Here is a 26,363-nt window from a genome sequence, read left to right as displayed (position 1 = left end):
GTTCCATTCTTAGAAGAGTTTGAGCCGTGTCTTGGGTTCCGGTTCAAACTTGGGATCTTTCACGCCCGGATCATCCGGCGCACCGCCGAAGAAGGGTCGTGGTTCCGGCTCCTTGGCCGGCTCGAATTTGGCGGCGGATGCGGCTGGCGCCGGCCTCGTCACGATCTGTTCCAATTCTATAACAGATGCACCAGCAGCCGGCGAAGCAACTGTTGGTGAGGCCGATTTTGTCGCGGTGGTTGCAGATACCGCCTCGCGCACCGGGGGCAGCGATCTCAGCGCGGCATCGACCGAGACGGCCGTACCCTCTTCCACCGGCCCCTCAAGCTGGCCAAAAGGCGCCTTCCATTCGAAGGCGTCGAGCCTGCTTGTGATCGGCGACAGCGGCAGCCATTTGTCGGAAATGAAGCCATCGGCGACCCAGGCCGGATCGCGCGGCGCGCGCAGTGCTTGTGCCATCCAATGGCGAACGCGGCCCTGATCTCCGGTCTCGGCCTCTTCAATATCGGCCAGCAGCAGGAAGGCGCCTTCGCGGGCATCGATGCGGGCCGCGGCCTCGGCCTTGGCGCGGGCCTTGGCGAAGTCGCGGGCGTCGAGCGCCGCCTTTGCCGTGATCAGCAGCGCTTCGACATTGTTCGGGCGGATCGACTCCAGCCGTTCGGCGCGCTTCAGGCGATCGCCAACGGAATCGCCGCTGCGGGCGCGGACATAGGCCTTGCCGATCTCCGGATTTGCCCCTGTCTTCCAGACCTGCTCGAGAATGGATGCGGCCTTGCGGACTTTATCTTCGCGAAACAATGCCTTGGCGGCCGTCAGCGCGGCCGGCACGAAATCGGGAGACAGTTTCAGCGCTGCCAGCGCATCGTCTCGGGCACCGGACGGATCGCCTTCGAGCTTGTCGTTGGCGCGCGCCGTCAGCAGCACGGCGCGCTGGCGGTTGGCGGTGTCCTTATCGATGACACGAGCAATCTTCTGCTGGTCGAGAAGCTTGATGGCCTCGTCCCAATCACCGGCCTGACTGCGGTATTCCATCGTCGCCTGCGCTGCCCAAGGCAGATAGGGGGCCTTGTCGGCCGCTTTTTCGGCATATTGCCGTGCTGCCTCGTGAGCGCCAAGCCGCTTGGCTTCGAGATAGAGGCCGCGCAGGCCGAGTTCGCGGGTTTCCGGATCGTTGGCCATCAACTCGAATTTTTGGCGGGCCTCGTCATGCTTGCCCTCGATCAACGCTGCCTGGGCTTCAAGCAGGTTGATCAGCGGCTCCTGGTCGGCACGGATGAGGCCGCGCGTGCGCGCCGCCATCTTGCGGGCCAGCAGCGCATTGCCGGCCCCGGCAGCGATCAGCCCGGTCGACAGCGCCTGATAGCCGCGGTCGCGCTTACGGGCGCGGAAATAGCGGGTGACGGATTGGGGCGAGGTCCAGATCAACCGGATGAACCACCAGACCACCATGGCGGCGGCGATGAGCGCGATCAGGATGGCGGCTGCGACGATGAGCTTGGTCTGGTAAAGTTCGCCGCCCCAGACCAGCGAAAGATCGCCGGGGCGATCCGCCAGCCAGGAAAAGCCATAGCCGAGTGCTAGGACGAGAACGGCGAAAATAAGCAGTCTGAACATTCTCTCACCCCGTCCTCAGCTCTGTTTTCCCGTGTCGGCGATAGCTTTCGACAGCGCTTCGCCGACCAGATCCTCGACGCGGATACGAGCTTCCAACGATTGCTTGAAGGCGGCCGAGGCCGATTTGGCTGCATCCGGCAGGCTGTTCCACTCGGTCACGGCACCGGGCAGATCGCCGTTCTTGACCTTGTCCTCGAAGCGGGCGGCGATGGCCGCGACACTGTCGCCGGAGACATTGCCGACCGGGCGCACCTGCACCAAGGATTTGGCGCTCGTGAGCAAGCGGTCGCTCCAGCTCTGGTTCGGGTCGTCCTGCTGTGCCGAACCGACGATGGCTGTTGCGACGTCGGATACGCGGCGAATGAGATCGGCGCGCGAGGGAATGCCGGTCTGCGCGAAAGCTTTCAGATCGGCGACGGCGGGGTCATTGGGCGCGACGTTGGCGAAGGTATCGAGTTCAGGCTGAAAAGGACCGCCGCGATCGATCGCCGCCTTCAGCGCCGCGGCCGCGATGGCGCGGGCGACAGCGCTTTCCTGGCTCGGCGCGTTCAGCTTCTTCTCGGCATCGTCAAGGCGCTTGCTGACATCGGCGTCGGACGAAGCCTGACTTTGCACCGCCTGAGCGAGGCTCGCCTTCAGTTGTTCCACTTCGGCGCTGAGTGCGGCGAGCTTCTGGTCGGTATCGGCACTGCCGGTACTGGACGATCCGCCTGCGGCGGCGGTGTTGTTTGTGGCCGCCGCTTCGAGTGCGGCGACGCGGGCGGTAAGGGCGGCGTCAGGTGTTGCCGCGGGGGCGGCAGCGAGATTGGAGACCGTCTGCTTCAGCCCGTCGATTTCGGCTGTGAGCGCGGCTATATTGGCCCCATTGTCCTTCGCAGCCCTGCCACCAGGCAAGAGGCCCGCATACTGGATGGCGCCGACGCAGATGAGGGAAATCAGGCCGCCGACAATGCCTGCGGCGATCAGACCTGACGTTGTGCCCTGCTGTCGCGGGGAAACGGAGGTTTGCTCGGTGCGGGAAGGCTCGGGCTCCCGCTCGGCCGCGGCTTTGGGCTCATCTGCCGCAGCGTCTGCGACGGGCTCGTCGATGTCTTCCTTCGCCGGCTCCTTCTCGGCTTCCAGCGGCACTTCTGCCTCATCGGCGGGCGGGCTGTTGCCGGGCTCGCTATGATTGCGCTCCGTCATCTCCTTGGACGCCGCGGCCCGAGTGGTTTCCTCAGCTTCCAGGTCGATCGTGATCGGCTCGTCGTTGGGCTTCGAATGGTTTGGCGGGTTTCCCGATACCATGAGGTCCTCTTTTCATGCGCTGCAGCGAAAGTAGACAGACAAGTCGATTATGGAAAGAGCTTAGATCAAAATTGCGACCTCACTTCGCAGCCAGAAGCGCCAGAAGGCTGTCTTCGTCCGGCACGGCGGCGATTTCCACAAGAGACCGCAGGGCCGCCGGCACCACTTCGGCAATCGCTTCGCTGAGGCAGAGTATCCGCGTCTGCGCCAAGCTATCGGTCTGCTCGTGCAGAAAGGGCAGGGCGAAAAAGCGGCGCGCGGTTTCGCGGGAATAAAAGAGAATCGCGTCCGCCGGAATCTCGACAAGGAGACGGGTAAGCATCCCAGCGTCGGGTATGATTTCCTTCATCCGGTAACACTCGACTGTTCGGAATGCGATCCCCAACTCTGTCAGTTGTGTCTCGAAGCCGGCTGCGCGCGGGGAGCCTGCGAGATAGAGAAGTGGCGACTCTCTGAATTCGGGCGGGTGTTCGATAATCAGATCTGCTAGTTGCGCACCGTTGCCGCCGCTAACGCCCACCACGACCTCGAAGCCGATCTCCCGGGCGGCCCGTGCTGTCGCGGCGCCGACCGCAAAAACCGGCCGGTGGAAAAGCAGCTTTAACGACTGCTGTACATGTTTCAGGACACGCGTGACTTCGGCGCTGGTGATGACGATAGAGCCGTTTGTTTCTTCCAACGCCTTGAGAGCCGCCTCGGCATCGTGCACCGGTTCTGCCAGCGGCAAAAGCACCGGCTCATGACCCATCTCCGCAAGCCGCCGGGCGGTACGTTCACCCGAATGTGCGGGACGGGTGACGACGACGCGCATTGGATGTCAGGTCCAATCTTCGAAGAAGGTGCTGCCGGCCTCGGCACGGATCGCCTGGCCAGCATTTGTGCCAAGCGCCTCGGCGTCCCGGCGATGGCCTTCGATGGTGGTGGTGTGCACCTGCCGGCCATCGGGCGTCAGGATCATGCCGAAGAACCTGATATGGTCCCCCTCGCAGACGGCATAGCCGGCGATCGGCGTGCGGCAGGAGCCATCGAGCGCCGCCAGGAAACCGCGTTCGCAGGAGACGGTGTCGAAGGTCGGACCATCATTGATGGCGGAGAGCAGGTCGTTGACCCTGTCATCGCTCGTGCGGCTTTCGGTGCAGATCGCACCCTGGGCCGGCGCCGGCGGGAATTCGTCGGGATCGAGAATGTCGGTAATCACATCCACCTTGCCGAGCCGCTTCAGGCCGGCAAGCGCCAATAGCGTCGCGTCGGCCTGGCCTTCCTCCAGCTTGCGCAGGCGGGTTTCGACCGAGCCGCGAAAGGTGATGACGTTGATATCGGGACGCAGGCGGCGGATGAGCGCCTGGCGGCGCAGCGACGCGGAACCAACGGTTGCGCCGTGCGGCAGATCGATCAGTCTCGGCGCCGTACGACCGATGACGGTGTCGCGGATATCCTCCCGCGGAAGATACGCCGATAGCGCTAGTCCTTCCGGCAGCTTCGTCGCCATATCCTTGGCGGAATGGACGGCGAAATCGAGTTCGCCCGAACTCAGCCTCTGCTCCAGCTCCTCGGTGAACAGGCCCTTGCCGCCGATCGCCGCCAGGGAACGATCGGTGATGCGGTCGCCCTTGGTGGTCAGAACGACGATCTCGAACATTTCCTCAGGCAGGCCATGCGCGGCCATCAGGCGGTCGCGGACCTCGTGCACCTGCGCCAAGGCAAGTGGGCTGCCGCGCGTGCCAATCCGGAAAGGTTTTGTTTGCATCCGCTTTGATCCGTTGTTACCGACAGTTCCCGTAACCATATTTTCGCTTCATCGCAATCGACCAACAGGCAACGAACAGCTTCCATGGCGCCCTTTCTTCGCATTCTCGGCATCGAAACAAGCTGCGACGAAACCGCCGCGGCCATCGTCGAACGCCGGGATGACGGCACCGCCACAGTCGCCTCCGACGTGGTTTTGAGCCAGTTGGACGAGCATAGCGCCTATGGCGGCGTGGTGCCGGAAATTGCTGCGCGGGCGCATGTCGAGGCGCTGGATACATTGATCGACGAAGCCCTGAAGCGCGCCAATGTGTCGCTCTCCAATGTCGATGCCATCGCCGCCACATCCGGTCCCGGTCTGATCGGCGGCCTGCTCGTCGGGCTGATGACCGGCAAGGCGATATCGAGGGCAACCGGCAAGCCGCTATACGCAATCAACCATTTAGAGGGCCATGCACTGACGGCAAGGCTGACGGATGGTCTCACCTTTCCTTATCTCATGCTGCTCGTCTCCGGAGGTCACACGCAACTGATTTTGGTGCGCGGTGTCGGCGAATATGAGCGCTGGGGTACAACCATCGACGACGCGCTGGGTGAAGCCTTCGACAAGACGGCGAAGCTGCTCGGTCTGCCCTATCCCGGCGGCCCGGCGGTCGAAGAGGCCGCGAAGAACGGCGATCCGGATCGGTTCGATTTTCCGCGGCCGCTGGTCGGCGAGACTCGGCTCGATTTTTCCTTTTCCGGCCTTAAGACTGCTGTGCGACAGGCGGCAACGGCGATAGCGCCGGTCACCGAGCAGGACATCGCCGATATCTGCGCCTCCTTTCAGAGGGCGATCTCGCGCACGTTGAAGGACCGGATCGGGCGCGGCCTGCAGCGCTTCAAAAAGGAATTTCCGAAGACGGCGGACAAGCCGGCGCTGGTGGTTGCCGGCGGCGTCGCTGCCAATCTCGAGCTGCGCCGCACGCTGCAGGAACTCTGCGACCACAATAGTTTCCGCTTCATCGCGCCGCCGCTGAGGCTCTGCACCGACAATGCGGTAATGATTGCCTGGGCGGGGCTGGAGCGCATGGCGACGGGTGCAGCGCCTGATGGTCTTGATGTGCAGCCGCGCTCGCGCTGGCCGCTCGATCAGAAGGCGGAAACTCTTTTAGGGCACGGCAAACGAGGAGCGAAGGCATGAGCGATAATGAACGCATCGCGGTGGTCGGCGCCGGTGCCTTCGGCACGGCGCTCGCCGCCGTCATCACCTTGACCGGCAAGAGCCAGGTGACGCTGGTCGGGCGCAATGCTGCGCTGATGGCCGATCTCAGGGCTGATCGGATGCACGACACGGCGTTGCCGGGCATCGATTTGCCGGATTCGCTGCAATTTTCCGCCGAGCCTGACGCGATTTCAAGCGCCGGCATCGTGCTCTTTGCCATGCCATCGCAAGCCCAGGCGGATGCGGCACGTCATTATGGGCCTTATCTCGCGCAGGATGCCGTGGTCGTCACCTGCGCCAAGGGTATCGACAAGGTTTCCGGCGATCTCTTGACCGACATGTTGGAGCGGGAATTGCCGCGCCACGCCATCGCTGTTCTCTCCGGACCGGGCTTTGCCAGCGACATTGCGAAGGGCTTGCCGACGGCAATGGCGATCGCGGCTGCGGATATGGCGGTGGCGGAACGGTTGGCACAGGCGATTTCAGGGCCGACATTCCGTCTCTATGCGTCTTCGGATCGCGTCGGCGTGCAGCTCGGCGGCGCGCTGAAGAATGTGCTCGCGATCGCCTGCGGTATTGTCGAAGGATGTGGCATCGGCGATTCGGCACGCGCGGCGCTGATCAGTCGCGGCTTGGCGGAAATGTCGCGATTCGTTTCCGCCAAGGGCGGCAAGGCGGAGACGGTGCGCGGGCTTTCCGGCCTCGGCGACCTCGTATTGACCGCGACCAGCCACCAGTCCCGCAACCTGCGCTTCGGTATCGCGCTCGGCCACGGCGAGACGGCCGATCCATCGCATGGAGAGCTGGTCGAGGGCGCTTATGCCGCCTCCATCGCCGCACGCCTGGCGCGGGGGCTCGGCGTCGATATGCCGATCACCGAAGCGGTCTCGGCCATCATCGACGGCAAGCTGGATATCCCAACGGCAATCGAGCAATTGATGACGCGGCCGATCACGACGGAATAGGAAACTTGAACATCTGTGGCGCGCTGGATATATTACTGGATATAACCGGAGGCCACGATGAGCAGCTCACAAAAGCGCGCGATCCAGAATTACCGTTCCCGTCTTGGTGAGCGTGGTTTGGCTCGCTTCGAGGTGCTTGGCCTTGACGGCGACCGCGCCCTCATTCGCTCGCTGGCGCGGCGTTTGGCGGAAGGAGGGGCTGAGTCGGCTCGCATCCGCGATGTGGTGACCAGGACGATCTCCGGCGAGCCGCCGAAGACAGGTGGCGTTTATGCCTGGCTGCGCAGCTCGCCTCTCGTCGGCGCGGATATCGATCTTGAACGGGTTCGTGGCAAAGTGCGCGAGATCGATCTTTGACCCGTTATTTGCTCGATACCAACATTATAAGCAATACGATCAAACCAGAGCCGTCACCTGATCTTGCCAAATGGCTTCAAGTTCAAATGGATGACGATCTCTTCATTGCAGCGTCCACGATCGCCGAGATTCGGCGCGGTATTCTGATCATGCCGGCAGGGCGTAAACGCGAAGACCTCGAAACCTGGTTTCTCGGCGCACAAGGACCGCTGGCGTATTTTGCCGGGCGAATTCTTCCCTTCGACGAGAGTGCTGCCTTAATGTGGGCGCAACTTATGGCGGATGGGCGGACGGCGGGGCGACAGCGTGACCCGATGGATATGTTGATCGCATCTGTCGCAATCGCGAATGAATGCGTCATCGTCACGCATAATGAGGCTGATTTTTGGGGTCTCGATATTATCAATCCGATTCGCGCAGAAACAAGATGACCTTCGGTGGATGAGGCTTTATCCATCGTCCCCAATAATCTGCTGATTTGCATAGGAGAATAAAATCATGCTGTTTGCTTTTGTCTGCAAGGACAAGCCCGGCCATCTGAATGTCCGTATGGACACCCGCCCCACGCATCTTGCGCATTTGGACAAGCTCAATGCCGAAGGTATTTTGAAGATGGCGGGTCCTTTCCTCGATGCCGAAGGCAAGCCCAACGGCAGCCTGGTCATCGTCAGCGTCGAAACGATCGAAGCAGCACAGGCGATTGCCGATTCCGATCCCTATACAAAGGCCGGCTTGTTCGAGAGCGTCGAGATCAAGCCGTTCAACTGGGTCTTCAACAATCCGGAGGCATGAGCATGGCGCATTGGCTGTATAAATCCGAACCGGCCTCGTGGTCCTGGGAAGCGCAGAAAAGAGCCGGCGAAAAGGGCACGGAGTGGACCGGCGTGCGCAACTATCTCGCCCGCAACAACATGCGGGCGATGCAGCTCGGCGACAAGGGATTCTTTTATCATTCCAATGAGGGTTTGGAGATTGTCGGCATCGTTGAGGTCTGCGCGTTGTCGCATCCCGATTCGACTGCCAAGGACGACCCGCGCTGGGACTGCGTGGATATTCGTGCCGTGCGCGATATGCCGAAGCCGGTGTCTCTGAAGGACATCAAGGCCAATCCGAAGCTTTCGCAGATGGCGCTTGTCACCTCGATGCGGCTTTCCGTGCAGCCGGTGACCGAGGAGGAATATCTTGAAGTCTGCCGCATGGGCGAACTCGACAATCCTCCTGTCTGAAACCTCTGACTCGAGGACGATTTGAAGACGGATCCTGAGAGTTTCATCCGTGCAAACACCAGTCTCATGGCGCCGCCGCATGTGCCGGAAATTCGGCTGCACCTGGCGAGCGAAGCCCATGATCTTTGGTTGAAAACGGAGGAGGAACTCGAAGAGATCGGCCTGCCGCCACCCTTCTGGGCTTTTGCCTGGGCCGGCGGACAGGGGCTTGCACGCTATATCCTCGATCATCCCGATGAGGTCGCCGGAAAAAGGGTTTTGGATTTCGCCAGCGGCTCCGGCCTCGTCGCGATTGCGGCGAAGCTTGCAGGTGCCAGCCATGCGCTCGCCGCCGATATCGATCCCTGGGCGGAGACGGCGATACGGTTGAACGCCGTGGAGAACGGGGTCACGCTCGATTTCACCGGTGACGATCTCATTGGCCGGACGCCGAATGCCGACGTCATTCTTGCCGGTGATGTCTTTTACGATCGCGATTTCACCGACCGCCTGATTCCCTGGTTCCGGCAACTGGCAAGAGAGGGCCATCTTGTTCTGGTGGGCGATCCGGGAAGAGCCTACCTCCCCAAGGATCATTTGGAGGCCCGTGCCACGTATCAGGTGCCGGTGACGCGGGCACTGGAGGATAGCGAAGTGAAGAAGACGACGGTCTGGCGATTTCTCGCCGGTTAACGACCGTCAGGGACGAATCACGCAGACGCCTGCTTCATAGGAGCAGGCATTGCGGGCGAGTCTGACATTGATGACTTTGGCCCGCGGCTTCAACGGCGTAGCGGGTTGGCTCTGATATCCGCCATAGCCTCCATTTCCGCCATAGCCTAGGACATAGGTCCCGCCGTCGGCCTGATAGACACTGGTCGTGCCGGCATAGGTACCCGCACTTGCCGCATATTGCGGATCCATCAGAATGATTCTGGCTGGCTGCGGCTGCCCGTAGCGCTGCGGCCAGGAGATTTCCTGCAACCGAACAAAGCGGGAATGGTGGAACGGAACAAGGCGGGAATGATTGAATGCGACAAGGCGGGAGTGGTGGAACGAAACGGGGCCCGACGGGAGGAACGGCCGGTGTCCGCGGCGAAAGTCGTCCGCCGAGGCCGATACCGACGAAAGAGCGGCGGCTGCCGCCAAAACGAGCGTTGTTGCCGTGAAAAGATGCCGTCCCATGGGTTCGCCTCGCGCTCTAAATCCTTAACAAAATATGAAGAGCAGAGTGCCGCAAGAAAGGCGTTAAGTCCACTCGGTGGACGGGAAAATCGTATGGGGCGGCCAATCGGAGAATGTCGTTTCTGCGCACTCGCTAAAGGTGTTGCGCGATCCGAATCGATTAAATTCGAGGCAGACTGCAATTGTGCTTGTCGACATGCCTTTCCGTGATTAATGGTCGCAATTGATGCAACGCACACTGCATTTCTCCAGGTGTGTTGCCCCGGAGAGATCCGGGATCGAAGCGTATCGTAACGCCGCGAGGTTCTGATGGCGAACGTCACACAAAACCGGCCCTTGTCGCCGCATCTGCAAGTCTACAAGCTCATTCCCACCATGGTCATGTCGATCGTTCACCGCATCACCGGCGGTGCGCTCTATTTCGGCACGTTGCTGGTCGCCTGGTGGCTGATCGCGGCGGCGACCGGCCAGGGCTATTTCGAGCTGGTCAACTGGATCATGGGTTCGATCATCGGCCGGCTCGTTCTGCTCGGCTACACCTGGGCGCTGCTGCACCATATGCTCGGCGGCTTCCGCCATTTCATTTGGGACCTCGGATACGGCTTCGACCCCGCCGTCTCGACCAAGATGGCCAAGGCGACGCTCGTCGGTTCGCTCTGTCTTACCGCGCTGGTCTGGATCGTCGGCATCGTCATCCGGCTGATTTGATTGGCATGGTCTTGTCCGAAAGCCGCTTCCCATTTTTCGTTTCGCGGTCCTTCGGTTCGAGATCATCGCTTTAGAGGATATTTCTCATGGATATGCGCACCCCTTTGGGCAAAGTCCGCGGCCTCGGCTCCGCCAAGGAAGGCACCGAGCATTTCTGGCGTCAGCGTCTGACCGCCGTCGCCAATGTTCCGCTCATCATCTTCTTCGTCATCTTCCTGATGATCTATGCCGGCGCTCCCTATACGGATGTCGTGCATGCACTGTCGAATCCGCTCGTCGCCGTCATCATGGGTCTGATGGTGATCTCCGGCGTCATTCACATGCGGATCGGCATGCAGGTCATCATCGAGGACTATGTCCACAGCGAGATCGGCAAAATCGTCCTTCTCATGCTCAACACATTCTTCGCGATCTTCGTGGCCGGGCTCTGTCTCTTCGCCATTCTGAAGATCGCGTTCGTAGGATAATTGTAAGATGGCACCGAATTCATCCGCTCAGAATGGGCCCGCTCAGAACGGGAAAGCCTACAAATATGTCGATCACTCCTATGACGTGATCGTCGTCGGCGCCGGTGGCGCGGGCCTGCGTGCCACGCTTGGCATGGCCGAGCAGGGTTTCCGCACCGCCTGCATCACTAAGGTATTCCCAACCCGCTCGCATACGGTCGCAGCCCAGGGCGGCATCGCCGCCTCGTTGCAGAACATGACGCCGGATAGCTGGCAGTGGCATCTCTACGACACCGTCAAGGGTTCCGACTGGCTCGGCGACGTCGACGCCATGCAGTATCTCACCATGGAAGCGCCGAAGGCGGTCTATGAGCTCGAGCATTATGGCGTGCCATTCTCGCGCAACGAAGAAGGCAAGATCTATCAGCGCCCGTTCGGCGGCCACATGCAGAATTACGGCGAAGGCCCGCCGGTGCAGCGCACTTGCGCCGCCGCCGACCGCACCGGCCACGCTATCCTGCATACGCTTTACGGCCAGTCGCTGCGCAACAACGCCGAATTCTTCATCGAATATTTCGCGCTCGACCTGATCATGTCCGATGACGGCAGCCGCTGCACCGGTGTCGTCGCCTGGTGCCTGGACGACGGCACGATCCATCGCTTCGCCGCCAAGATGGTGGTGCTGGCGACCGGCGGCTACGGCCGCGCCTATTTCTCGGCGACCTCGGCCCATACCTGCACCGGCGACGGTGGCGGCATGGTTGCCCGCGCCGGGCTGCCGCTCCAGGACATGGAATTCGTGCAGTTCCATCCGACCGGGATTTACGGTTCCGGCTGTCTGATCACCGAAGGCGCGCGCGGCGAGGGCGGATATCTCGTCAACTCCGAAGGCGAGCGCTTCATGGAGCGCTATGCGCCGTCCGCCAAGGACCTTGCATCGCGCGACGTCGTTTCGCGCTGCATGACGCTGGAAATCCGCGAAGGTCGCGGCGTCGGCAAGAACAAGGACCACATCTTCCTGCACCTCGACCATCTCGATCCGGCCGTGCTGCACGAGCGTTTGCCGGGCATTTCCGAGAGCGCGCGCATCTTCGCCGGCGTCGATGTGACCCGCGAGCCGATCCCAGTCCTGCCGACCGTCCACTACAATATGGGCGGCATCCCCACGAACTATTGGGGTGAGGTATTGAACGCCGACGGCAACAATCCGGAGCGCATTCTGCCGGGCCTGATGGCCGTCGGCGAAGCCGGTTGCGCCTCGGTGCACGGCGCCAATCGCCTCGGTTCCAACTCGCTGATCGACCTTGTGGTCTTCGGCCGCGCCGCCGCCATCCGTGCCGGTCAGGTTATCGACCGGGCGAGCCCGGTTCCGGCCCTCAATGTTGCTGCCTGCGACAAAATCATGGAGCGCTTCGACCGTCTGCGCCATGCTAGCGGTGGAACGCCGACGGCGGCCCTGCGCGAAAAGATGCAGCGCGCAATGCAGGAAGACGCCGCCGTGTTCCGCACGCAGGAATCGCTCGAATCCGGTTGCCGCCGCCTCTCGGCAATCTGGAAGGAACTGCCTGACGTCAAGGTCACCGACCGTTCGCTGATCTGGAATTCCGATCTCGTCGAAACGCTGGAACTGCACAACCTGATGGCCAACGCCATCACGACGATCTACGGCGCCGAAGCCCGCAAAGAAAGCCGCGGCTCGCACGCCCGCGAGGACTACACCGAAGGCAAGTTCGGCGGCCGCGACGACGAAAACTGGCGCAAACACACGCTCGCCTGGATCAACGAAGCGGGCGACGTCAAGCTGGACTATCGCCCCGTTCATACCGAACTGATTGCTGAAGGCATCGATCCGCACAAGATCGAGCCGAAGGCACGCGTGTATTGATCTGAGAGGAACTGACTATGGTTGAACTCGCTCTCCCCAAGAACTCTCAGATGCGCGAAGGCAAGGTCTGGCCGAAGCCGGCGGGCGCGAAGAATACGCGCGAATTCCGCGTCTATCGCTGGAGTCCGGATGACGGCCTGAACCCGAGCATCGACACATATTATATCGACGTCGACGATTGCGGCCCGATGGTGCTCGACGGGCTGCTCTACATCAAGAACAAGATCGATCCGACGCTGACGCTGCGCCGTTCCTGCCGCGAAGGCATTTGCGGCTCCTGCGCGATGAACATCGACGGCACCAACACGCTCGCCTGCACCAAAGGCATGGATGAGATTAACGGTACGGTGAAGATCTATCCGTTGCCGCATTTGCCCGTCGTCAAGGATCTCGTGCCGGATCTGACGAATTTTTACGCGCAGCACCGCTCGATCGAGCCCTGGCTGAAGACGGTTTCGCCGCCGCCTGCGAAGGAATGGAAGCAGAGCCACGAGGATCGTCTGAAGCTCGACGGCCTCTACGAGTGCATTCTCTGCGCCTGCTGCTCGACCTCCTGTCCGAGCTACTGGTGGAACGGCGACCGTTATCTCGGCCCGGCCGTTCTTCTGCAGGCCTATCGCTGGCTGATCGACAGCCGCGACGAGGCCAAGGGCGAGCGTCTCGACAATCTCGAGGACCCGTTCCGCCTCTACCGCTGCCACACGATCATGAACTGCGCCCAGACATGCCCCAAGGGTCTGAACCCGGCCAAAGCGATCGCCGAAATCAAGAAGATGATGGTCGAGCGGCGGATCTGACCCGCCGACGATCGTTCGTCTGTGCCGCGGGTCATAAGGACCTGACCATAGTGATCGCCGCTTCGTTCATATCAGACCGGAGCGGGATCATGCCTCAAAATGCTCGCGGTTAAGAAGCAGACTCGCGAGATAGGCAAACGCCTGCCGCCGCTGCAGCTCACGGAATTTTTATTGGCCTCGCTTGCACGCTATTGCGATTTCTCAAACAAGCCCCCGTTAGGGCGGAGAGTGCGATGAGCGGGTGCAGGAATTTGCCGATCATTTCTATCTGGATGAGGTTCGCCGGGTGACGCCTTGAAACTACCCGATTCTTGTCCAGCAATGGCTTCCGCCAATTTGTGGCGGTATCGACTTGATTAACCAAAGTGAAATACGCTAATTCCCTCATCATTGAGCATCACTTTGCAAATGTCAGCGGTGGACAAATAATTAGGAGTGTGATGATGCAGTTCAGATATGCAGTGACGGCTGCGGCGATAGGTCTGTCGCTTGCCGGTTGCCAGCGCACAGCATACAACGACGATTATTCTCCCCCGCCACTGCAGGCTCAGCCCGTTCCCTCTGTCCAATCCAGCCAGCTTCCGCCCACCGCCGGCGCTTCGCAGTTTCCGGCGGCACCGACGAATACGCCCAATGCGGCCAATCCGCAGCAACAGCAGGCGATGGCCGCTTCGGCGCAGGACGTGACCAAGGAATCCATGGTCGGCAGCTGGAAGGTCAGCAACGGCGGATCGAGCTGCGACATGTTCCTGACGCTCACCAATCTCGGCAGCGGCTCGCGCGGCGGGACGCGTGGTTGTGCGGGTGAGCTGACGACCATGGGCTCGTGGGAAGTTTCCGGCAAGCAGGTCATCCTCAAGAACCGTGACGGCAGCCAGATCGGCTCGCTCTACAAGACGGCCGATTCGCGTTTCGACGGCTCCACGGCGTCCGGCCAGCCGCTGAGCCTCAGCCGATAAAAGCCTTTTTGAAGCGGTTGGGCCATCTGGTTGCTTCCCTCTTGCACAGGCGGGTATCTCCCCATGCAGCCCATGCCCGACTATTCCATCAGCGTCGTCGAACATTTGAAGGCGCTGACGGCTTCCGGATCACTTCAAGTGGATTCGGCGCAGATGGATGTGGCGAAATCCCTCGATCATGTGCTTGCCGCTCTTAAGCGGAAGCGGCCGGCGACCAAATCGAGCGCGCTCGGTTGGATGTTTGCCGCGCGCAAGAAGCCGGCCGAGATCGTCCGTGGCCTCTATATCCATGGCAGTGTCGGGCGCGGCAAGACCATGCTGATGGATATGTTCTTCGCGATGGCGCCATGCAGCAGGAAGCGCCGAGCGCATTTCCATGAGTTCATGGCCGATGTGCATAACCGCATCGCCGCGCACCGGCTGAAGTTCAAGAACGGCGAGACCAAGCAGGCCGATCCGGTGCCACCGGTTGCAGCCGACCTTTATAGCCAGGCGGAACTGCTTTGCTTCGACGAATTCACCGTGACCGATATCGCCGATGCGATGATCCTGTCGCGGCTGTTTTCCGAGCTGTTTTCGTTGGGCTGCGTATTGGTCGCCACATCGAATGTCGAGCCCGACAATCTCTATCGCGACGGCCTCAATCGCGGCCTGTTCCTGCCCTTCATCGATCTCCTGAAGCGGTATGTCGATATCGTCACGCTGGATTCACCGACAGACTACCGCCTGGAGAAATTGAACAGCCAGCCGGTCTATCTGATACCGATCAACGAGCGCACCGATATGGCGATGGATGCGTCGTGGACACAGGTTCTGCATGGGCGCAAGGCACAGCCGCTGGACATTCCGATGAAGGGACGTTCTATCCACGTGCCACTCGCCGTCGATCGCATGGCGCGGTTCTCCTTTGCCGATCTCTGCGAGGCACCACTGGGTGCGGCCGATTTCCTGGCCATCGCCAACCGGTTCGATACGATCTTTATCGATCGCGTGCCGAAGCTCGGGCCGGAAAAGCGCAACCAAACCAAGCGCTTCATCATCCTCATCGACACGCTTTACGATCATGCCGTCCGGCTTTATGTTTCGGCTGAGGCGATGCCGGAGGATCTTCTGATCGAACGGCGCGGTACGGAAGGCTTCGAGTTCGACCGCACGGCATCGCGACTTTTCGAAATGCGCAGTGCGGAATATCTTGCCCAGACTCACGGAAAGCGCGCCGCCGAGTAACAATTTGGTGACATAATGTCTTACGTTTACGTAAGACATTATTGATCTAACCGATTGAAATTCCTGATCTCAAAATAATCAATTGCCAATTTCGGCCTTTGGGTCTATGCGATTGGCGGCAATGGTGGATGCCTTGCAAGGTGTCCCGCCACGGATTTTGATCGCAAAGGATACACCGAAATGGCGCGCAACAAGATCGCACTTATTGGTTCTGGCATGATTGGTGGCACGCTGGCGCATCTCGCCGGCCTGAAGGAACTGGGCGACATCGTCCTGTTCGACATCGCGGACGGCATCCCCCAGGGCAAGGGTCTCGACATCGCTCAGTCTTCGCCGGTCGAAGGCTTCGACGCCAATCTCACCGGCGCCAGCGACTATTCCGCGATCGAAGGCGCTGACGTCTGCATCGTCACCGCCGGCGTTCCCCGCAAGCCGGGCATGAGCCGCGACGATCTTCTCGGTATCAACCTCAAGGTCATGGAACAGGTCGGTGCCGGCATCAAGAAATATGCCCCCGACGCTTTCGTGATCTGCATCACCAACCCGCTCGACGCCATGGTCTGGGCTCTGCAGAAGTTTTCGGGCCTTCCGACCAACAAGGTCGTCGGCATGGCCGGCGTGCTCGACTCGTCGCGCTTCCGCCTCTTCCTTGCCAAGGAATTCAACGTATCGGTCGAAGACGTTTCGGCTTTCGTTCTCGGCGGCCACGGCGACTCGATGGTGCCGCTCGCTCGCTACTCCACCGTTGCAGGCATTCCGCTGACCGACCTCGTCACCATGGGCTGGGTCACCAAGGAACGCCTCGAAGAAATCATCCAGCGCACCCGTGACGGCGGTGCCGAGATCGTCGGTCTCCTGAAGACCGGTTCGGCTTACTACGCTCCGGCCGCTTCCGCTATCGCGATGGCTGAATCCTACCTCAAGGACAAGAAGCGCGTTCTGCCCTGCGCCGCCTACCTTTCCGGCCAGTACGGCGTGAAGGACATGTATGTCGGCGTTCCCACGGTCATCGGCGCCGGCGGCATCGAGCGCGTCATCGAGATCGACCTGAACAAGGCCGAGAAGGAAGCCTTCGACAAGTCGGTCGCAGCCGTCGCTGGCCTCTGCGAAGCCTGCGCGACCATCGCGCCGTCGCTGAAGTAATTTCCGCGTTCCAATAGGGATAAATCCATGAACATTCATGAATATCAGGCCAAGGCGCTGCTGAAGACCTATGGCGCACCCGTCGCGGACGGCGTTGCCATCTTCTCCGCCGATGAAGCCGAAGCCGCCGCAAAACAGCTTCCAGGCCCGCTTTATGTGGTCAAGAGCCAGATCCATGCCGGCGGTCGCGGCAAGGGCAAGTTCAAGGAACTCGGCCCCGACGCCAAGGGCGGCGTTCGCCTCGCCAAGTCGATCGAGGACGTCGCTGCCAACGCCAAGGAAATGCTCGGCCATACGCTGGTGACCAAGCAGACCGGCCCGGCCGGCAAGCAGGTCAACCGCCTCTACATCGAAGACGGCGCCGATATCGATCGCGAACTCTACCTCTCGATCCTGGTTGACCGTACTGTCGGCCAGGTTGCCTTCGTCGTTTCGACGGAAGGCGGCATGGACATCGAGACCGTCGCGCACGACACGCCGGAAAAGATCATCACCGTCGACATCGACCCGTCGGCCGGTGTCACGGCTGCCAATTCGGCTGCCCTTTCCGATGCGCTGAAGCTCGAAGGCGCTGCCCGCGAAGACGCCGCCAAGCTCTTCCCGATCCTCTACAAGGCCTTCGTCGAAAAGGACATGGCCCTGCTCGAGGTCAACCCGTTGATCGTCATGACCAACGGTCACCTGCGCGTTCTCGACGCCAAGGTCTCCTTCGACGGCAACGCGCTGTTCCGTCATGACGACATCCGCGCACTGCGCGACACGACGGAAGAAGACGAGAAGGAAATCCAGGCTCACGAACACGACCTGGCCTACGTCGCGCTCGACGGCAACATCGGCTGCATGGTCAACGGCGCCGGTCTTGCCATGGCGACCATGGACATCATCAAGCTCTACGGCGCAGAGCCGGCGAACTTCCTCGATGTCGGCGGTGGCGCTTCCAAGGAAAAGGTTACTGCCGCCTTCAAGATCATCACTGCCGATCCGGCTGTCCAGGGCATCCTGGTCAACATCTTCGGCGGCATCATGAAGTGCGACGTCATCGCCGAAGGCGTACTCGCAGCCGTCAAGGAAGTCGGTCTGAAGGTTCCGCTCGTCGTTCGCCTCGAAGGCACCAACGTCGAGCTCGGCAAGAAGATCATCAACGAATCCGGTCTCAATGTCATCTCGGCCGATGACCTGGACGATGCCGCCCAGAAGATCGTCAAGGCAGTCAAGGGAGCCTGAGGCAAGATGTCGATCCTCATCAACAAAGACACCAAGGTTCTCGTTCAGGGCCTGACCGGCAAGACCGGCACCTTCCACACCGAACAGGCGCTCGCCTATCACGGCACGAAGATGGTCGGCGGTATCCACCCCTCCAAGGGCGGTGAAACCTGGACCGGCAAGGACGGCGAAAAGCTGCCGATCTTCAAGTCCGTCGCCGAAGGCAAGGACGCGACCGGCGCCAACGCCTCGGTCATCTACGTGCCGCCGGCAGGTGCTGCGGCTGCGATCCTCGAAGCGATCGAAGCCGAGATCCCGCTGATCGTCTGCATCACGGAAGGCATTCCGGTTGCCGACATGGTCAAGGTCAAGGATCGCCTTCAGAAGTCGAAGTCGCGCCTGATCGGACCAAACTGCCCGGGCGTCCTGACGCCGAACGAATGCAAGATCGGCATCATGCCGGGCTCCATCTTCAAGAAGGGCTCGGTCGGCGTTCTCTCGCGTTCGGGCACGCTGACCTACGAAGCCGTGTTCCAGACCTCCAATGAAGGCCTCGGCCAGACCACGGCTGTCGGCATCGGCGGCGACCCGGTCAAGGGCACGGAATTCATCGACATCTTGGAAATGTTCCTCGCCGACGACGAGACCAAGTCGATCATCATGATCGGCGAAATCGGCGGTTCGGCGGAAGAAGACGCCGCACAGTTCCTCAAGGACGAAGCCAAGAAGGGCCGCAAGAAGCCGATGGTCGGCTTCATCGCCGGCCGCACGGCGCCTCCCGGCCGCACCATGGGCCATGCCGGCGCCGTGATCTCCGGCGGCAAGGGCGGTGCTGAAGACAAGATCGCTGCGATGGAATCGGCAGGCATCCGCGTGTCGCCGTCGCCGGCGCGTCTCGGCAAGACGCTGGTGGAAGTCCTGAAGGGCTGATCCTACCTGTAGCAAGATCCGGACGGGCAGCGGCATCCGCATATCCCGTCCGGCTTTCGAATTTTAGAAGCAGACATGCGGTCCGAGGATCGCGAGCAAATATGGTCGCCGGATTTCCATAAGCCGGCAAAGCAAACAAGTCGGGAGGCGGACAAGAGCGTCCGCATATCACCATGGCAAGGCAAGAAGCCAACGAGCAGTTTCAGATTACCTCGTTCCTGGACGGCGCCAACGCTGCTTACATCGAGCAGCTTTATGCGCGCTACGAGGACGACCCGTCGTCGGTATCCGACGAGTGGCGGTCGTTCTTCAAGGCGTTGGAAGACAGTCCGGATGATGTGAAGAGGGCGGCCAAGGGAGCCTCCTGGCAGCGCAAGAACTGGCCGATCCAGGCGAACGGCGAGCTTGTCTCCGCACTCGACGGCAACTGGGGCGTCGTCGAGAAGGTTATCGAGACCAAGGTGAAAGCCAAGGCCGAAGCCGCTGGCAAGCCGACAGACACAGCCGACATCCTGCAGGCGACGCGCGATTCCGTCCGCGCCATCATGATGATCCGCGCCTATCGCATGCGTGGCCATTTGCACGCCAAGCTCGATCCGCTCGGCATCGCCGCCCCGGTCGAGGACTACAAGGAGCTGTCGCCGGAAGCCTATGGCTTCACCGAGGCCGACCTCGACCGCAAGATCTTCATCGACAACGTGCTCGGCCTCGAATATGCGAGCGTGCGCGAAATGATGGAAATCCTTGAGCGCACCTATTGCTCGACCCTCGGCGTCGAATTCATGCATATCTCCAACCCGGAGGAAAAGGCCTGGATTCAGGAGCGCATCGAGGGCGTCGACAAGGGTATTGCCTTCAGCGCGGAACGCAAAAAGGCAATCCTGCAGAAGGTCGTCGAATCTGAAGGCTATGAGCAGTTCCTCGACGTCAAGTTCAAGGGCACCAAGCGTTTCGGCCTCGACGGCGGTGAATCGCTGATCCCGGCGCTGGAGCAGATTCTGAAGAGCGGCAGCCAGCTTGGCCTCAAGGAAGCCGTGTTCGGCATGGCCCACCGCGGCCGCCTCAACGTGCTGTCCCAGGTCATGGGCAAGCCGCATCGCGCGATCTTCCACGAGTTCAAGGGCGGTTCCTACGCGCCGGACGAGGTCGAAGGTTCGGGCGACGTCAAGTACCATCTCGGCGCCTCCTCGGATCGCGATTTCGACGGCACCAAGGTGCACGTCTCGCTGACGGCCAATCCGTCGCATCTCGAGATTGTCAACCCGGTCGTCATGGGCAAGGCCCGCGCCAAGCAGGACATGAGCGCCACCGTCTGGGACGGCGACATCATTCCGCTCACCGAGCGCGCCAAGGTCGTGCCGCTGCTGATCCATGGCGATGCCGCTTTCGCCGGCCAGGGTGTGGTTGCTGAAATCCTTGGCCTGTCGGGCCTGCGCGGCCACCGCGTCGCCGGCACGATGCACGTCATCATCAACAACCAGATCGGTTTCACCACCAATCCGGCCTTCTCGCGTTCGTCGCCCTATCCGTCCGACGTCGCCAAGATGATCGAAGCGCCGATCTTCCACGTCAACGGCGACGATCCGGAAGCTGTGGTCTATGCGGCCAAGATCGCTACCGAATTCCGCATGAAGTTTCACAAGCCTGTCGTCCTCGACTTGTTCTGCTATCGTCGCTACGGCCACAATGAAGGCGATGAGCCGTCCTTCACGCAGCCGAAGATGTACAAGGTCATTCGTGCCCACAAGACGGTGCTGCAGCTTTACTCCGACCGGCTGGTCGGCGAAGGCGTGTTGACCGAGGGCGAAGTCGAGAAGATGAAGGCCGATTGGCGCGCCCATCTCGAACAGGAGTTCGATGCCGGCCAGTCCTACAAGCCGAACAAGGCCGATTGGCTGGACGGCGAATGGTCGGGCCTGCACACGGCCGACAATGCCGACGAGCAGCGCCGCGGCAAAACTGCTGTGCCGATGAAGACGTTGAAGGACATCGGCCGGAAGCTTTCGGAAATCCCGGCCGGGTTCCATGCGCATCGCACCATCCAGCGCTTCATGGAAAACCGCGCCAGCATGGTACAGACAGGCGAGGGCATCGACTGGGCGATGGCGGAAGCGCTCGCTTTCGGTTCGCTCGTGGTCGAGGGCCACAAGATCCGTCTGTCTGGACAGGATTGCGAACGCGGCACCTTCTCGCAGCGTCATTCGGTTCTCTACGATCAGGAAACCGAGGAGCGCTACATCCCGCTCGCCAACCTGTCGCCGACCCAGGCCCGCTACGAAGTCATCAACTCGATGCTTTCGGAAGAGGCAGTTCTCGGCTTCGAATACGGTTATTCGCTCGCACGTCCGAATGCGCTGACCCTGTGGGAAGCTCAGTTCGGCGACTTCGCCAACGGTGCGCAGGTCGTCTTCGACCAGTTCATCTCATCGGGCGAACGCAAGTGGCTGCGCATGTCGGGCCTCGTCTGCCTGCTGCCGCACGGCTATGAAGGTCAGGGCCCGGAACACTCCTCGGCCCGCCTTGAACGCTATCTGCAGCTCTGCGCCGAAGACAACATGCAGGTTGCCAACGTCACGACGCCGGCAAACTACTTCCATATCCTGCGCCGTCAGTTGAAGCGCGACTTCCGCAAGCCGCTGATCCTGATGACCCCGAAGTCGCTGCTGCGTCACAAGCGTGCAGTGTCGGGCCTGCCGGAAATGGCGGGGGAAACCTCCTTCCATCGCCTGCTCTGGGACGATGCGGAAGTCATCAAGGACGGCCCGATCAAGCTGCAGAAGGACAACAAGATCCGTCGCGTCGTCATCTGCTCGGGCAAGGTCTATTACGACCTGCTCGAAGAGCGCGAGAAGCGCGGCATCGACGATATCTACCTGCTGCGTATCGAACAGCTCTACCCGTTCCCGGCCAAGGCGCTCATCAACGAGCTCAGCCGCTTCCGCAATGCGGAAATGGTCTGGTGCCAGGAAGAGCCGAAGAACATGGGCGCATGGTCGTTCATCGATCCCTATCTGGAATGGGTGCTTGCCCATATCGATGCCAAGTATCAGCGGGTTCGTTATACCGGCCGCCCGGCTGCTGCCTCTCCGGCGACCGGCCTGATGTCCAAGCATCTGGCGCAGCTCGCTGCATTCCTTGAGGATGCGCTCGGCGGTTAAGGCATGATCCGGAAAGGGGGTGCGCGATGGCCTATTTTCATTTGAAACTCGTGCCGCCGCGCCCCAGCTTCCCGCATGACGCCACAGGGGAGGAGATGGCCGCCATGCAGCAACATGCCACCTATTGGCGCCAACACGCGAGCGCCGGAACGGCAATTGTCGTCGGTCCGGTCTTCGCAGCCGATGGCGCTTTCGGCATAGCCATCGTCGACGCGGAAGACGCCGATGCCGCCAAGGCGCTTGGTGATGCCGATCCCGTCCTTCTCGCCGAGCTCGGTTTCCGTACCGAAATCTCGCCGATGCCCTCGATCATTCTGCGGCCGTCCGCCGCCGGAAATTCTATCTAACTCAAATAACGACGAAAAATCAGGATTTGAACAATGGCCACAGAAATCCGCGTTCCTACCCTCGGCGAGTCCGTCAGCGAGGCGACCGTCGGCACCTGGTTCAAGAAGGTCGGCGATGCCATCAAGGTCGATGAGCCGATTCTCGAGCTGGAAACCGACAAGGTGACGATCGAAGTTCCCGCGCCGGCAGCCGGCACCTTGTCCGAAATCGTTGCTCAGGCCGGTGAAACGGTCGGCCTCGGCGCGCTGCTCGGTCAGATCTCCGCCGGTAACGGTGCTGCGGCTGCTCCGAGCCAGGCTGCCGCGCCGGCCGCCGTTGCTGCTGCTCCGGCAGTGGCAGCCCCGGTTGCCGCTCCGGCCGTTGCGGCTCCGGCTTCCGCCATGCCGCCGGCACCTGCTGCCGCCAAGCTGCTCGCCGAAAACAATCTCTCCGCCGATCAGGTCGATGGCAGCGGCAAGCGCGGCCAGGTCCTGAAGGGTGATGTCATTGCCGCCGTCGCCAGGGCTGCTTCGGCTCCGGCCTCTGTCCCCGCCGCTCCGGTCAGCGCCCGTGCACCGACGCCGGTCGAAGACGCCGGCCGCGAAGAACGCGTCAAGATGACCCGTCTGCGCCAGACGATCGCCAAGCGCCTCAAGGATGCGCAGAACACCGCCGCCATGCTTACCACCTACAACGAGGTGGACATGAAGGCCGTCATGGACCTGCGCAACAAGTACAAGGACATCTTCGAGAAGAAGCATGGCGTGAAGCTCGGTTTCATGGGCTTCTTCACCAAGGCCGTCACGCATGCGCTGAAGGAACTGCCGGCCGTCAACGCCGAAATCGACGGTACCGACATTATCTACAAGAACTACTGCCACATCGGCATGGCTGTCGGCACCGACAAGGGCCTCGTTGTTCCCGTCATTCGCGATGCAGACCAGATGTCGATCGCGGAGGTCGAGAAGGAGCTTGGCCGTCTGGCAAAGGCTGCCCGCGACGGCACGCTGTCGATGGCTGACATGCAGGGCGGCACCTTCACCATTACCAATGGCGGTGTCTACGGTTCGCTGATGTCCTCGCCGATCCTCAACGCGCCGCAGTCGGGCATTCTCGGCATGCACAAGATCCAGGAGCGCCCGGTCGCCATCGGCGGCCAAGTCGTCATCCGCCCGATGATGTATCTGGCGCTCTCCTACGACCACCGCATGGTTGACGGCAAGGAAGCCGTGACGTTCCTCGTGCGCGTCAAGGAAAGCCTGGAAGATCCGGAACGTCTGGTTCTCGATCTCTAAGGGAGCGTTGGCTCATGTCGAAATGGCCCATGCGGACGATGCGCGGACTCTTGTGCGCCGTCGCCGCGTGGATTCCATCTTCCGCCGTCGCGGATGACTTCGACGTAGCAAAGCTCAGCAGCAATCTCGATCTGGCGTCGCTCAGTGACGCCGATCTCTCTGCCCGGTCGATCACCGTCTTTCATATGGGCGATCTCGAACTGACGTCTGGCCGCATCGTTGCCAGCGATCCGCTGGTCGGACCGGATCGCTCGGCCTTCGTTAGGACCGTTCCACCTGGCAATTACCCCGTGACGCTCTATGAAGCCTTCGGCCGCATCGCCGCCGCCAGTCTGCGCTTTGCCGATGGCAAGCCCGCGCGTTGGGAGCTGGCGCTCGTTCCCGACCAGGATATCGCGTCGTTGAAGGGCGACGAATTCTTCGGCTATCCAGTCGATGCCGGCCTCGGTTGCTACATGGATGTGGATACCTACCCATTGATCCAGGAGCGAGAACAGCAGGTCCGTACCCAGAAGTCCTCTTCAGACATCAACTATTACGATGATGTGCTGGCCCCCGAGATCAAGATAAACGACGACAAATATGTCATGCATCGGCCGGTGGCCGGCAAACGCGGCAATGTCGCGGTGTTCTGGAGCGGCTGGGGGGATGGCTTCTACCCGGTGTTCTGGGGTTGCGATGCGAATGATCGTCCGCTTGTTCTGTTCACGGATTTCGGGGTGACCGAAAATGCAGACGGTCGGCACGAACCGGGGGAAGGGTGATCATGCCGGCAAACCGCGCGATGGCACGATTGGCCCCCGTTCACTGGGCGATGATGGCGTTTACAGCCATTCCCGCGCCGGCGCTGGCGGACGAATGCGTGCAGGAAAAGGCTGTTTATGGCGACATGGACGATGCCTATGAGCTGCGCTTCGAGCCAGTCGGTTCCCAGATGGCGGTCAGCAACCAGTTCAAATTCACCGTGCGCAACACACCGATCGTGGCGGATGGCGTCGTGATGCGCTCGGACGATCTGCTGCATGCTAATGGCATGATCATGTTCAATTGCCCGGAAGGCGATGTGACGGGCGCCGATCTTCGCGCCTGTACCGTCTGGCAGGGGATGATCTATGCCTCCGATCTGACGGGCAACATCAGTGCCCTGCCGGCGGAGGGTGCCGGGGCTGCGGAACGGTTGTTCCTGCCGGCGCTCGGCCCTTCGATCCGTGAGTCCTCTATCTGGGGCAAAGGCAAAGCGACCGTCGCCCCCTGGGATGTCTTGACCTTGAAAGGATGCGGCGAATGACTGGCAAATCTCCTGTTCTTCTCGTCACCGGCGGCAGCCGCGGTATCGGGGCGGCGGTTTCGATCGCCGCTGCCCGGCAGGGCTGGGCCGTGGCGGTCAATTATGCTTCGAACAAAGCGGCTGCGGAAACGGTCGTCTCTGCGATCCGTGATGCCGGTGGCGAGGCGATTGCCATCGCGGGCGATGTCGGCTCAGCCGACGATATCGGATCCATCTTTTCCGCTGTCGACCAGCATTTTGGCCGGCTGGATGGTCTCGTCAACAATGCAGGCATCGTCGATCGTGTGCAGCGGCTGGACGAAATGACGCCGGAGCGGCTCGACCGCATGTTTCGCATCAACATCACCGGCTCGATGCTTGCAGCCGCTGAAGCTATCCGCCGCATGTCCACCCGCCATGGCGGCAAGGGCGGTGCGATCGTCAACGTCTCCTCCGTGGCGGCCACTCTCGGCGGTGGCGGCCAATATGTGGACTATGCGGCGTCCAAGGGTGCGATCGATACGTTCACGCTCGGCTTAGCGCGGGAGGTGGCGGCCGAGGGGATAAGGGTCAACGCCGTGCGGCCGGGTATTATCGATACGGAAATCCACGCTGCCGCCGGCCTGCCTGAACGGGCGCGCGAGATCGCTCCACAACTGCCGATGAAGAGGGCTGGGACGGCGGAAGAAGTCGCTGACGCCATCCTCTACCTGTTGGGGGCTCAGGCATCCTATATAACGGGCGCCATCCTCGATGTGAGCGGCGGCCGTTGATCTGAGAAGGCAGTGACCATGCAATATGTTTTGGAATTCCTCGGCCTGATGGCGGTGTTTTCGATTTTCATCGTTGCACCGGGCGCTGATTTCGCCGTCATCCTGCGCCAGAGCATTGTGCATGGCCGCCGCGCGGCAGTCATGACTGGCCTCGGCATGGGCTTCTCGCTGCTCTTTCATGTGAGCTACACCATTCTCGGCCTCGGCCTGATCGTGTCGAAATCGCTGATGCTTTTCAGCCTGATCAAATGGGCCGGCGTCCTTTATCTCGTCTATCTCGGCATCAAATCCTTCCGGCAACCTGGCTTCAAGGTGAAGGAGATCGAGATCGGCGATGAGGACCGCAAGCCGGTTTCCGTCTGGCGCTGCCTGGCGACGGGTTTCATCACCAATGCGCTCAACCCGAAACCGGTGCTGTTTTTCCTGTCGCTGTTTTCGACGCTGGTGCATCACGACACACCGGCACTGATCCAGTTCAGCTACGGCATCGGCATGGCGACGGCGCTCGTCGCCTGGTTCGCCGGCGTTTCCATCTTCTTCACCGTCAAGCCGGTCCGCGATCGCTTCATCGCCAGCGGCAAATGGTTCAACCGCATCACCGGAGCAGCTCTTGTCGGCTTCGGCATCCGCCTCGCATTGGCGCGGGCGACTGACTAACAAAGATAGAAAACAAGGAAATTAA

28 protein-coding genes are annotated in these 26,363 nt (G+C 61.2%); 23 read left to right on the top strand and 5 right to left on the bottom strand.

The features are described 5' to 3' along the window. Positions 1–9: 9 nt before the first annotated feature. The 4 genes from CCGE525_RS19920 to hemC form a co-directional block, all read right to left on the bottom strand. Complete coding sequence (locus CCGE525_RS19920; protein ID WP_120705791.1) at positions 10–1,614, bottom strand: heme biosynthesis protein HemY; 1,605 nt, start codon at positions 1,612–1,614, stop codon at positions 10–12. A gap of 15 nt (positions 1,615–1,629) precedes the next feature. Continuing rightward, on the bottom strand, positions 1,630–2,901 hold the full coding sequence (locus tag CCGE525_RS19915) for a COG4223 family protein (protein WP_120705790.1): 1,272 nt from the start codon (positions 2,899–2,901) through the stop codon (positions 1,630–1,632). A gap of 79 nt (positions 2,902–2,980) precedes the next feature. Further along, positions 2,981–3,712 (bottom strand): uroporphyrinogen-III synthase, encoded by a 732-nt coding sequence (locus CCGE525_RS19910; protein WP_120705789.1) that lies wholly within the window; start codon positions 3,710–3,712, stop codon positions 2,981–2,983. 6 nt (positions 3,713–3,718) lie between these two features. Further along, on the bottom strand, positions 3,719–4,648 hold the full coding sequence (gene hemC / locus CCGE525_RS19905; RefSeq protein WP_120705788.1) for a hydroxymethylbilane synthase: 930 nt from the start codon (positions 4,646–4,648) through the stop codon (positions 3,719–3,721). Positions 4,649–4,732: 84 nt separating this feature from the next. On the opposite strand from hemC, the gene tsaD reads away from it, so the two are divergent. The 7 genes from tsaD to CCGE525_RS19870 all read left to right on the top strand — a co-directional run bounded on the left by tsaD (position 4,733) and on the right by CCGE525_RS19870 (position 9,071). Next, positions 4,733–5,830: a tRNA (adenosine(37)-N6)-threonylcarbamoyltransferase complex transferase subunit TsaD gene (tsaD, locus tag CCGE525_RS19900; RefSeq protein ID WP_120705787.1), complete on the top strand. Its 1,098-nt coding sequence runs from the start codon at positions 4,733–4,735 to the stop codon at positions 5,828–5,830. Further along, the gene (locus CCGE525_RS19895; RefSeq protein ID WP_120705786.1) at positions 5,827–6,816 is read left to right on the top strand and encodes an NAD(P)H-dependent glycerol-3-phosphate dehydrogenase; all 990 of its coding nucleotides are present in this window, start codon (positions 5,827–5,829) and stop codon (positions 6,814–6,816) included. Before tsaD ends, CCGE525_RS19895 begins: the two co-directional genes overlap by 4 nt. Positions 6,817–6,873: 57 nt before the next feature. Then, positions 6,874–7,173, top strand: coding sequence for a hypothetical protein (locus CCGE525_RS19890; RefSeq protein ID WP_120705785.1), 300 nt, complete (start codon positions 6,874–6,876; stop codon positions 7,171–7,173). Next, entirely contained in the window at positions 7,170–7,604 is a 435-nt protein-coding gene (locus tag CCGE525_RS19885; RefSeq protein WP_120705784.1) for a PIN domain-containing protein, read from the top strand. Before CCGE525_RS19890 ends, CCGE525_RS19885 begins: the two co-directional genes overlap by 4 nt. 67 nt (positions 7,605–7,671) lie before the next feature. After that, complete coding sequence (locus tag CCGE525_RS19880; protein WP_120705783.1) at positions 7,672–7,965, top strand: YciI-like protein; 294 nt, start codon at positions 7,672–7,674, stop codon at positions 7,963–7,965. 2 nt (positions 7,966–7,967) lie between these two features. Next, a complete protein-coding gene (locus CCGE525_RS19875) occupies positions 7,968–8,399 on the top strand; it encodes an EVE domain-containing protein (RefSeq protein ID WP_120705782.1) in 432 nt (143 codons plus the stop codon). A 21-nt stretch (positions 8,400–8,420) separates the two neighbouring features. Next, positions 8,421–9,071, top strand: coding sequence for a class I SAM-dependent methyltransferase (locus CCGE525_RS19870; protein ID WP_120705781.1), 651 nt, complete (start codon positions 8,421–8,423; stop codon positions 9,069–9,071). Positions 9,072–9,077: 6 nt separating this feature from the next. Here CCGE525_RS19870 and CCGE525_RS19865 read toward each other — a convergent pair whose 3' ends face one another. Continuing rightward, on the bottom strand, positions 9,078–9,563 hold the full coding sequence (locus tag CCGE525_RS19865; protein WP_120705780.1) for a hypothetical protein: 486 nt from the start codon (positions 9,561–9,563) through the stop codon (positions 9,078–9,080). 309 nt (positions 9,564–9,872) lie between these two features. Here CCGE525_RS19865 and sdhC point away from each other — a divergent pair, with 309 nt between their 5' ends. The 16 genes from sdhC to CCGE525_RS19785 all read left to right on the top strand — a co-directional run bounded on the left by sdhC (position 9,873) and on the right by CCGE525_RS19785 (position 26,338). Beyond that, the gene (gene sdhC, locus CCGE525_RS19860) at positions 9,873–10,271 is read left to right on the top strand and encodes a succinate dehydrogenase, cytochrome b556 subunit (protein ID WP_120705779.1); all 399 of its coding nucleotides are present in this window, start codon (positions 9,873–9,875) and stop codon (positions 10,269–10,271) included. Between the two features lie 86 nt (positions 10,272–10,357). Then, positions 10,358–10,738 carry a succinate dehydrogenase, hydrophobic membrane anchor protein gene (gene sdhD / locus CCGE525_RS19855; RefSeq protein ID WP_120705778.1) on the top strand — a complete coding sequence of 127 codons (381 nt, stop codon included), beginning with the start codon at positions 10,358–10,360 and terminating at the stop codon, positions 10,736–10,738. A gap of 7 nt (positions 10,739–10,745) precedes the next feature. Beyond that, positions 10,746–12,602 (top strand): succinate dehydrogenase flavoprotein subunit, encoded by a 1,857-nt coding sequence (gene sdhA, locus CCGE525_RS19850; protein ID WP_120705777.1) that lies wholly within the window; start codon positions 10,746–10,748, stop codon positions 12,600–12,602. A gap of 17 nt (positions 12,603–12,619) precedes the next feature. Beyond that, the gene (locus CCGE525_RS19845) at positions 12,620–13,399 is read left to right on the top strand and encodes a succinate dehydrogenase iron-sulfur subunit (protein WP_120705776.1); all 780 of its coding nucleotides are present in this window, start codon (positions 12,620–12,622) and stop codon (positions 13,397–13,399) included. Between the two features lie 443 nt (positions 13,400–13,842). Next, complete coding sequence (locus CCGE525_RS19840; RefSeq protein ID WP_120705775.1) at positions 13,843–14,358, top strand: protease inhibitor Inh/omp19 family protein; 516 nt, start codon at positions 13,843–13,845, stop codon at positions 14,356–14,358. Between the two features lie 63 nt (positions 14,359–14,421). Beyond that, complete coding sequence (gene zapE, locus CCGE525_RS19835) at positions 14,422–15,585, top strand: cell division protein ZapE (RefSeq protein ID WP_120705774.1); 1,164 nt, start codon at positions 14,422–14,424, stop codon at positions 15,583–15,585. A gap of 180 nt (positions 15,586–15,765) precedes the next feature. After that, positions 15,766–16,728, top strand: a complete 963-nt coding sequence (gene mdh, locus CCGE525_RS19830) for a malate dehydrogenase (protein ID WP_028751288.1) — start codon at positions 15,766–15,768, stop codon at positions 16,726–16,728. Between the two features lie 27 nt (positions 16,729–16,755). Then, the gene (gene sucC, locus CCGE525_RS19825) at positions 16,756–17,952 is read left to right on the top strand and encodes an ADP-forming succinate--CoA ligase subunit beta (RefSeq protein ID WP_120705773.1); all 1,197 of its coding nucleotides are present in this window, start codon (positions 16,756–16,758) and stop codon (positions 17,950–17,952) included. A 6-nt stretch (positions 17,953–17,958) separates the two neighbouring features. Beyond that, a complete protein-coding gene (sucD, locus tag CCGE525_RS19820) occupies positions 17,959–18,861 on the top strand; it encodes a succinate--CoA ligase subunit alpha (protein WP_120705772.1) in 903 nt (300 codons plus the stop codon). A 173-nt stretch (positions 18,862–19,034) separates the two neighbouring features. After that, complete coding sequence (locus CCGE525_RS19815) at positions 19,035–22,019, top strand: 2-oxoglutarate dehydrogenase E1 component (RefSeq protein WP_120705771.1); 2,985 nt, start codon at positions 19,035–19,037, stop codon at positions 22,017–22,019. A gap of 26 nt (positions 22,020–22,045) precedes the next feature. After that, complete coding sequence (locus CCGE525_RS19810) at positions 22,046–22,366, top strand: YciI family protein (RefSeq protein WP_120705770.1); 321 nt, start codon at positions 22,046–22,048, stop codon at positions 22,364–22,366. A 33-nt stretch (positions 22,367–22,399) separates the two neighbouring features. Beyond that, entirely contained in the window at positions 22,400–23,641 is a 1,242-nt protein-coding gene (gene odhB, locus CCGE525_RS19805) for a 2-oxoglutarate dehydrogenase complex dihydrolipoyllysine-residue succinyltransferase (protein ID WP_120705769.1), read from the top strand. A 14-nt stretch (positions 23,642–23,655) separates the two neighbouring features. After that, positions 23,656–24,405: a DUF4241 domain-containing protein gene (locus tag CCGE525_RS19800; RefSeq protein WP_120705768.1), complete on the top strand. Its 750-nt coding sequence runs from the start codon at positions 23,656–23,658 to the stop codon at positions 24,403–24,405. Positions 24,406–24,425: 20 nt separating this feature from the next. Continuing rightward, positions 24,426–24,929, top strand: a complete 504-nt coding sequence (locus CCGE525_RS19795; protein ID WP_120706512.1) for a hypothetical protein — start codon at positions 24,426–24,428, stop codon at positions 24,927–24,929. Then, a complete protein-coding gene (locus tag CCGE525_RS19790; RefSeq protein WP_120705767.1) occupies positions 24,926–25,681 on the top strand; it encodes an SDR family oxidoreductase in 756 nt (251 codons plus the stop codon). Before CCGE525_RS19795 ends, CCGE525_RS19790 begins: the two co-directional genes overlap by 4 nt. Before the next feature lie 18 nt (positions 25,682–25,699). Continuing rightward, a complete protein-coding gene (locus CCGE525_RS19785; RefSeq protein WP_120705766.1) occupies positions 25,700–26,338 on the top strand; it encodes a LysE family translocator in 639 nt (212 codons plus the stop codon). Positions 26,339–26,363 lie beyond the last annotated feature (25 nt).

It is taken from the genome of Rhizobium jaguaris, assembly GCF_003627755.1.
GTDB lineage: Bacteria > Pseudomonadota > Alphaproteobacteria > Rhizobiales > Rhizobiaceae > Rhizobium > Rhizobium jaguaris.
The sequence above is the reverse complement of the archived record's forward strand: the minus strand, read 5'-3'. Positions and strand labels throughout refer to the sequence as shown.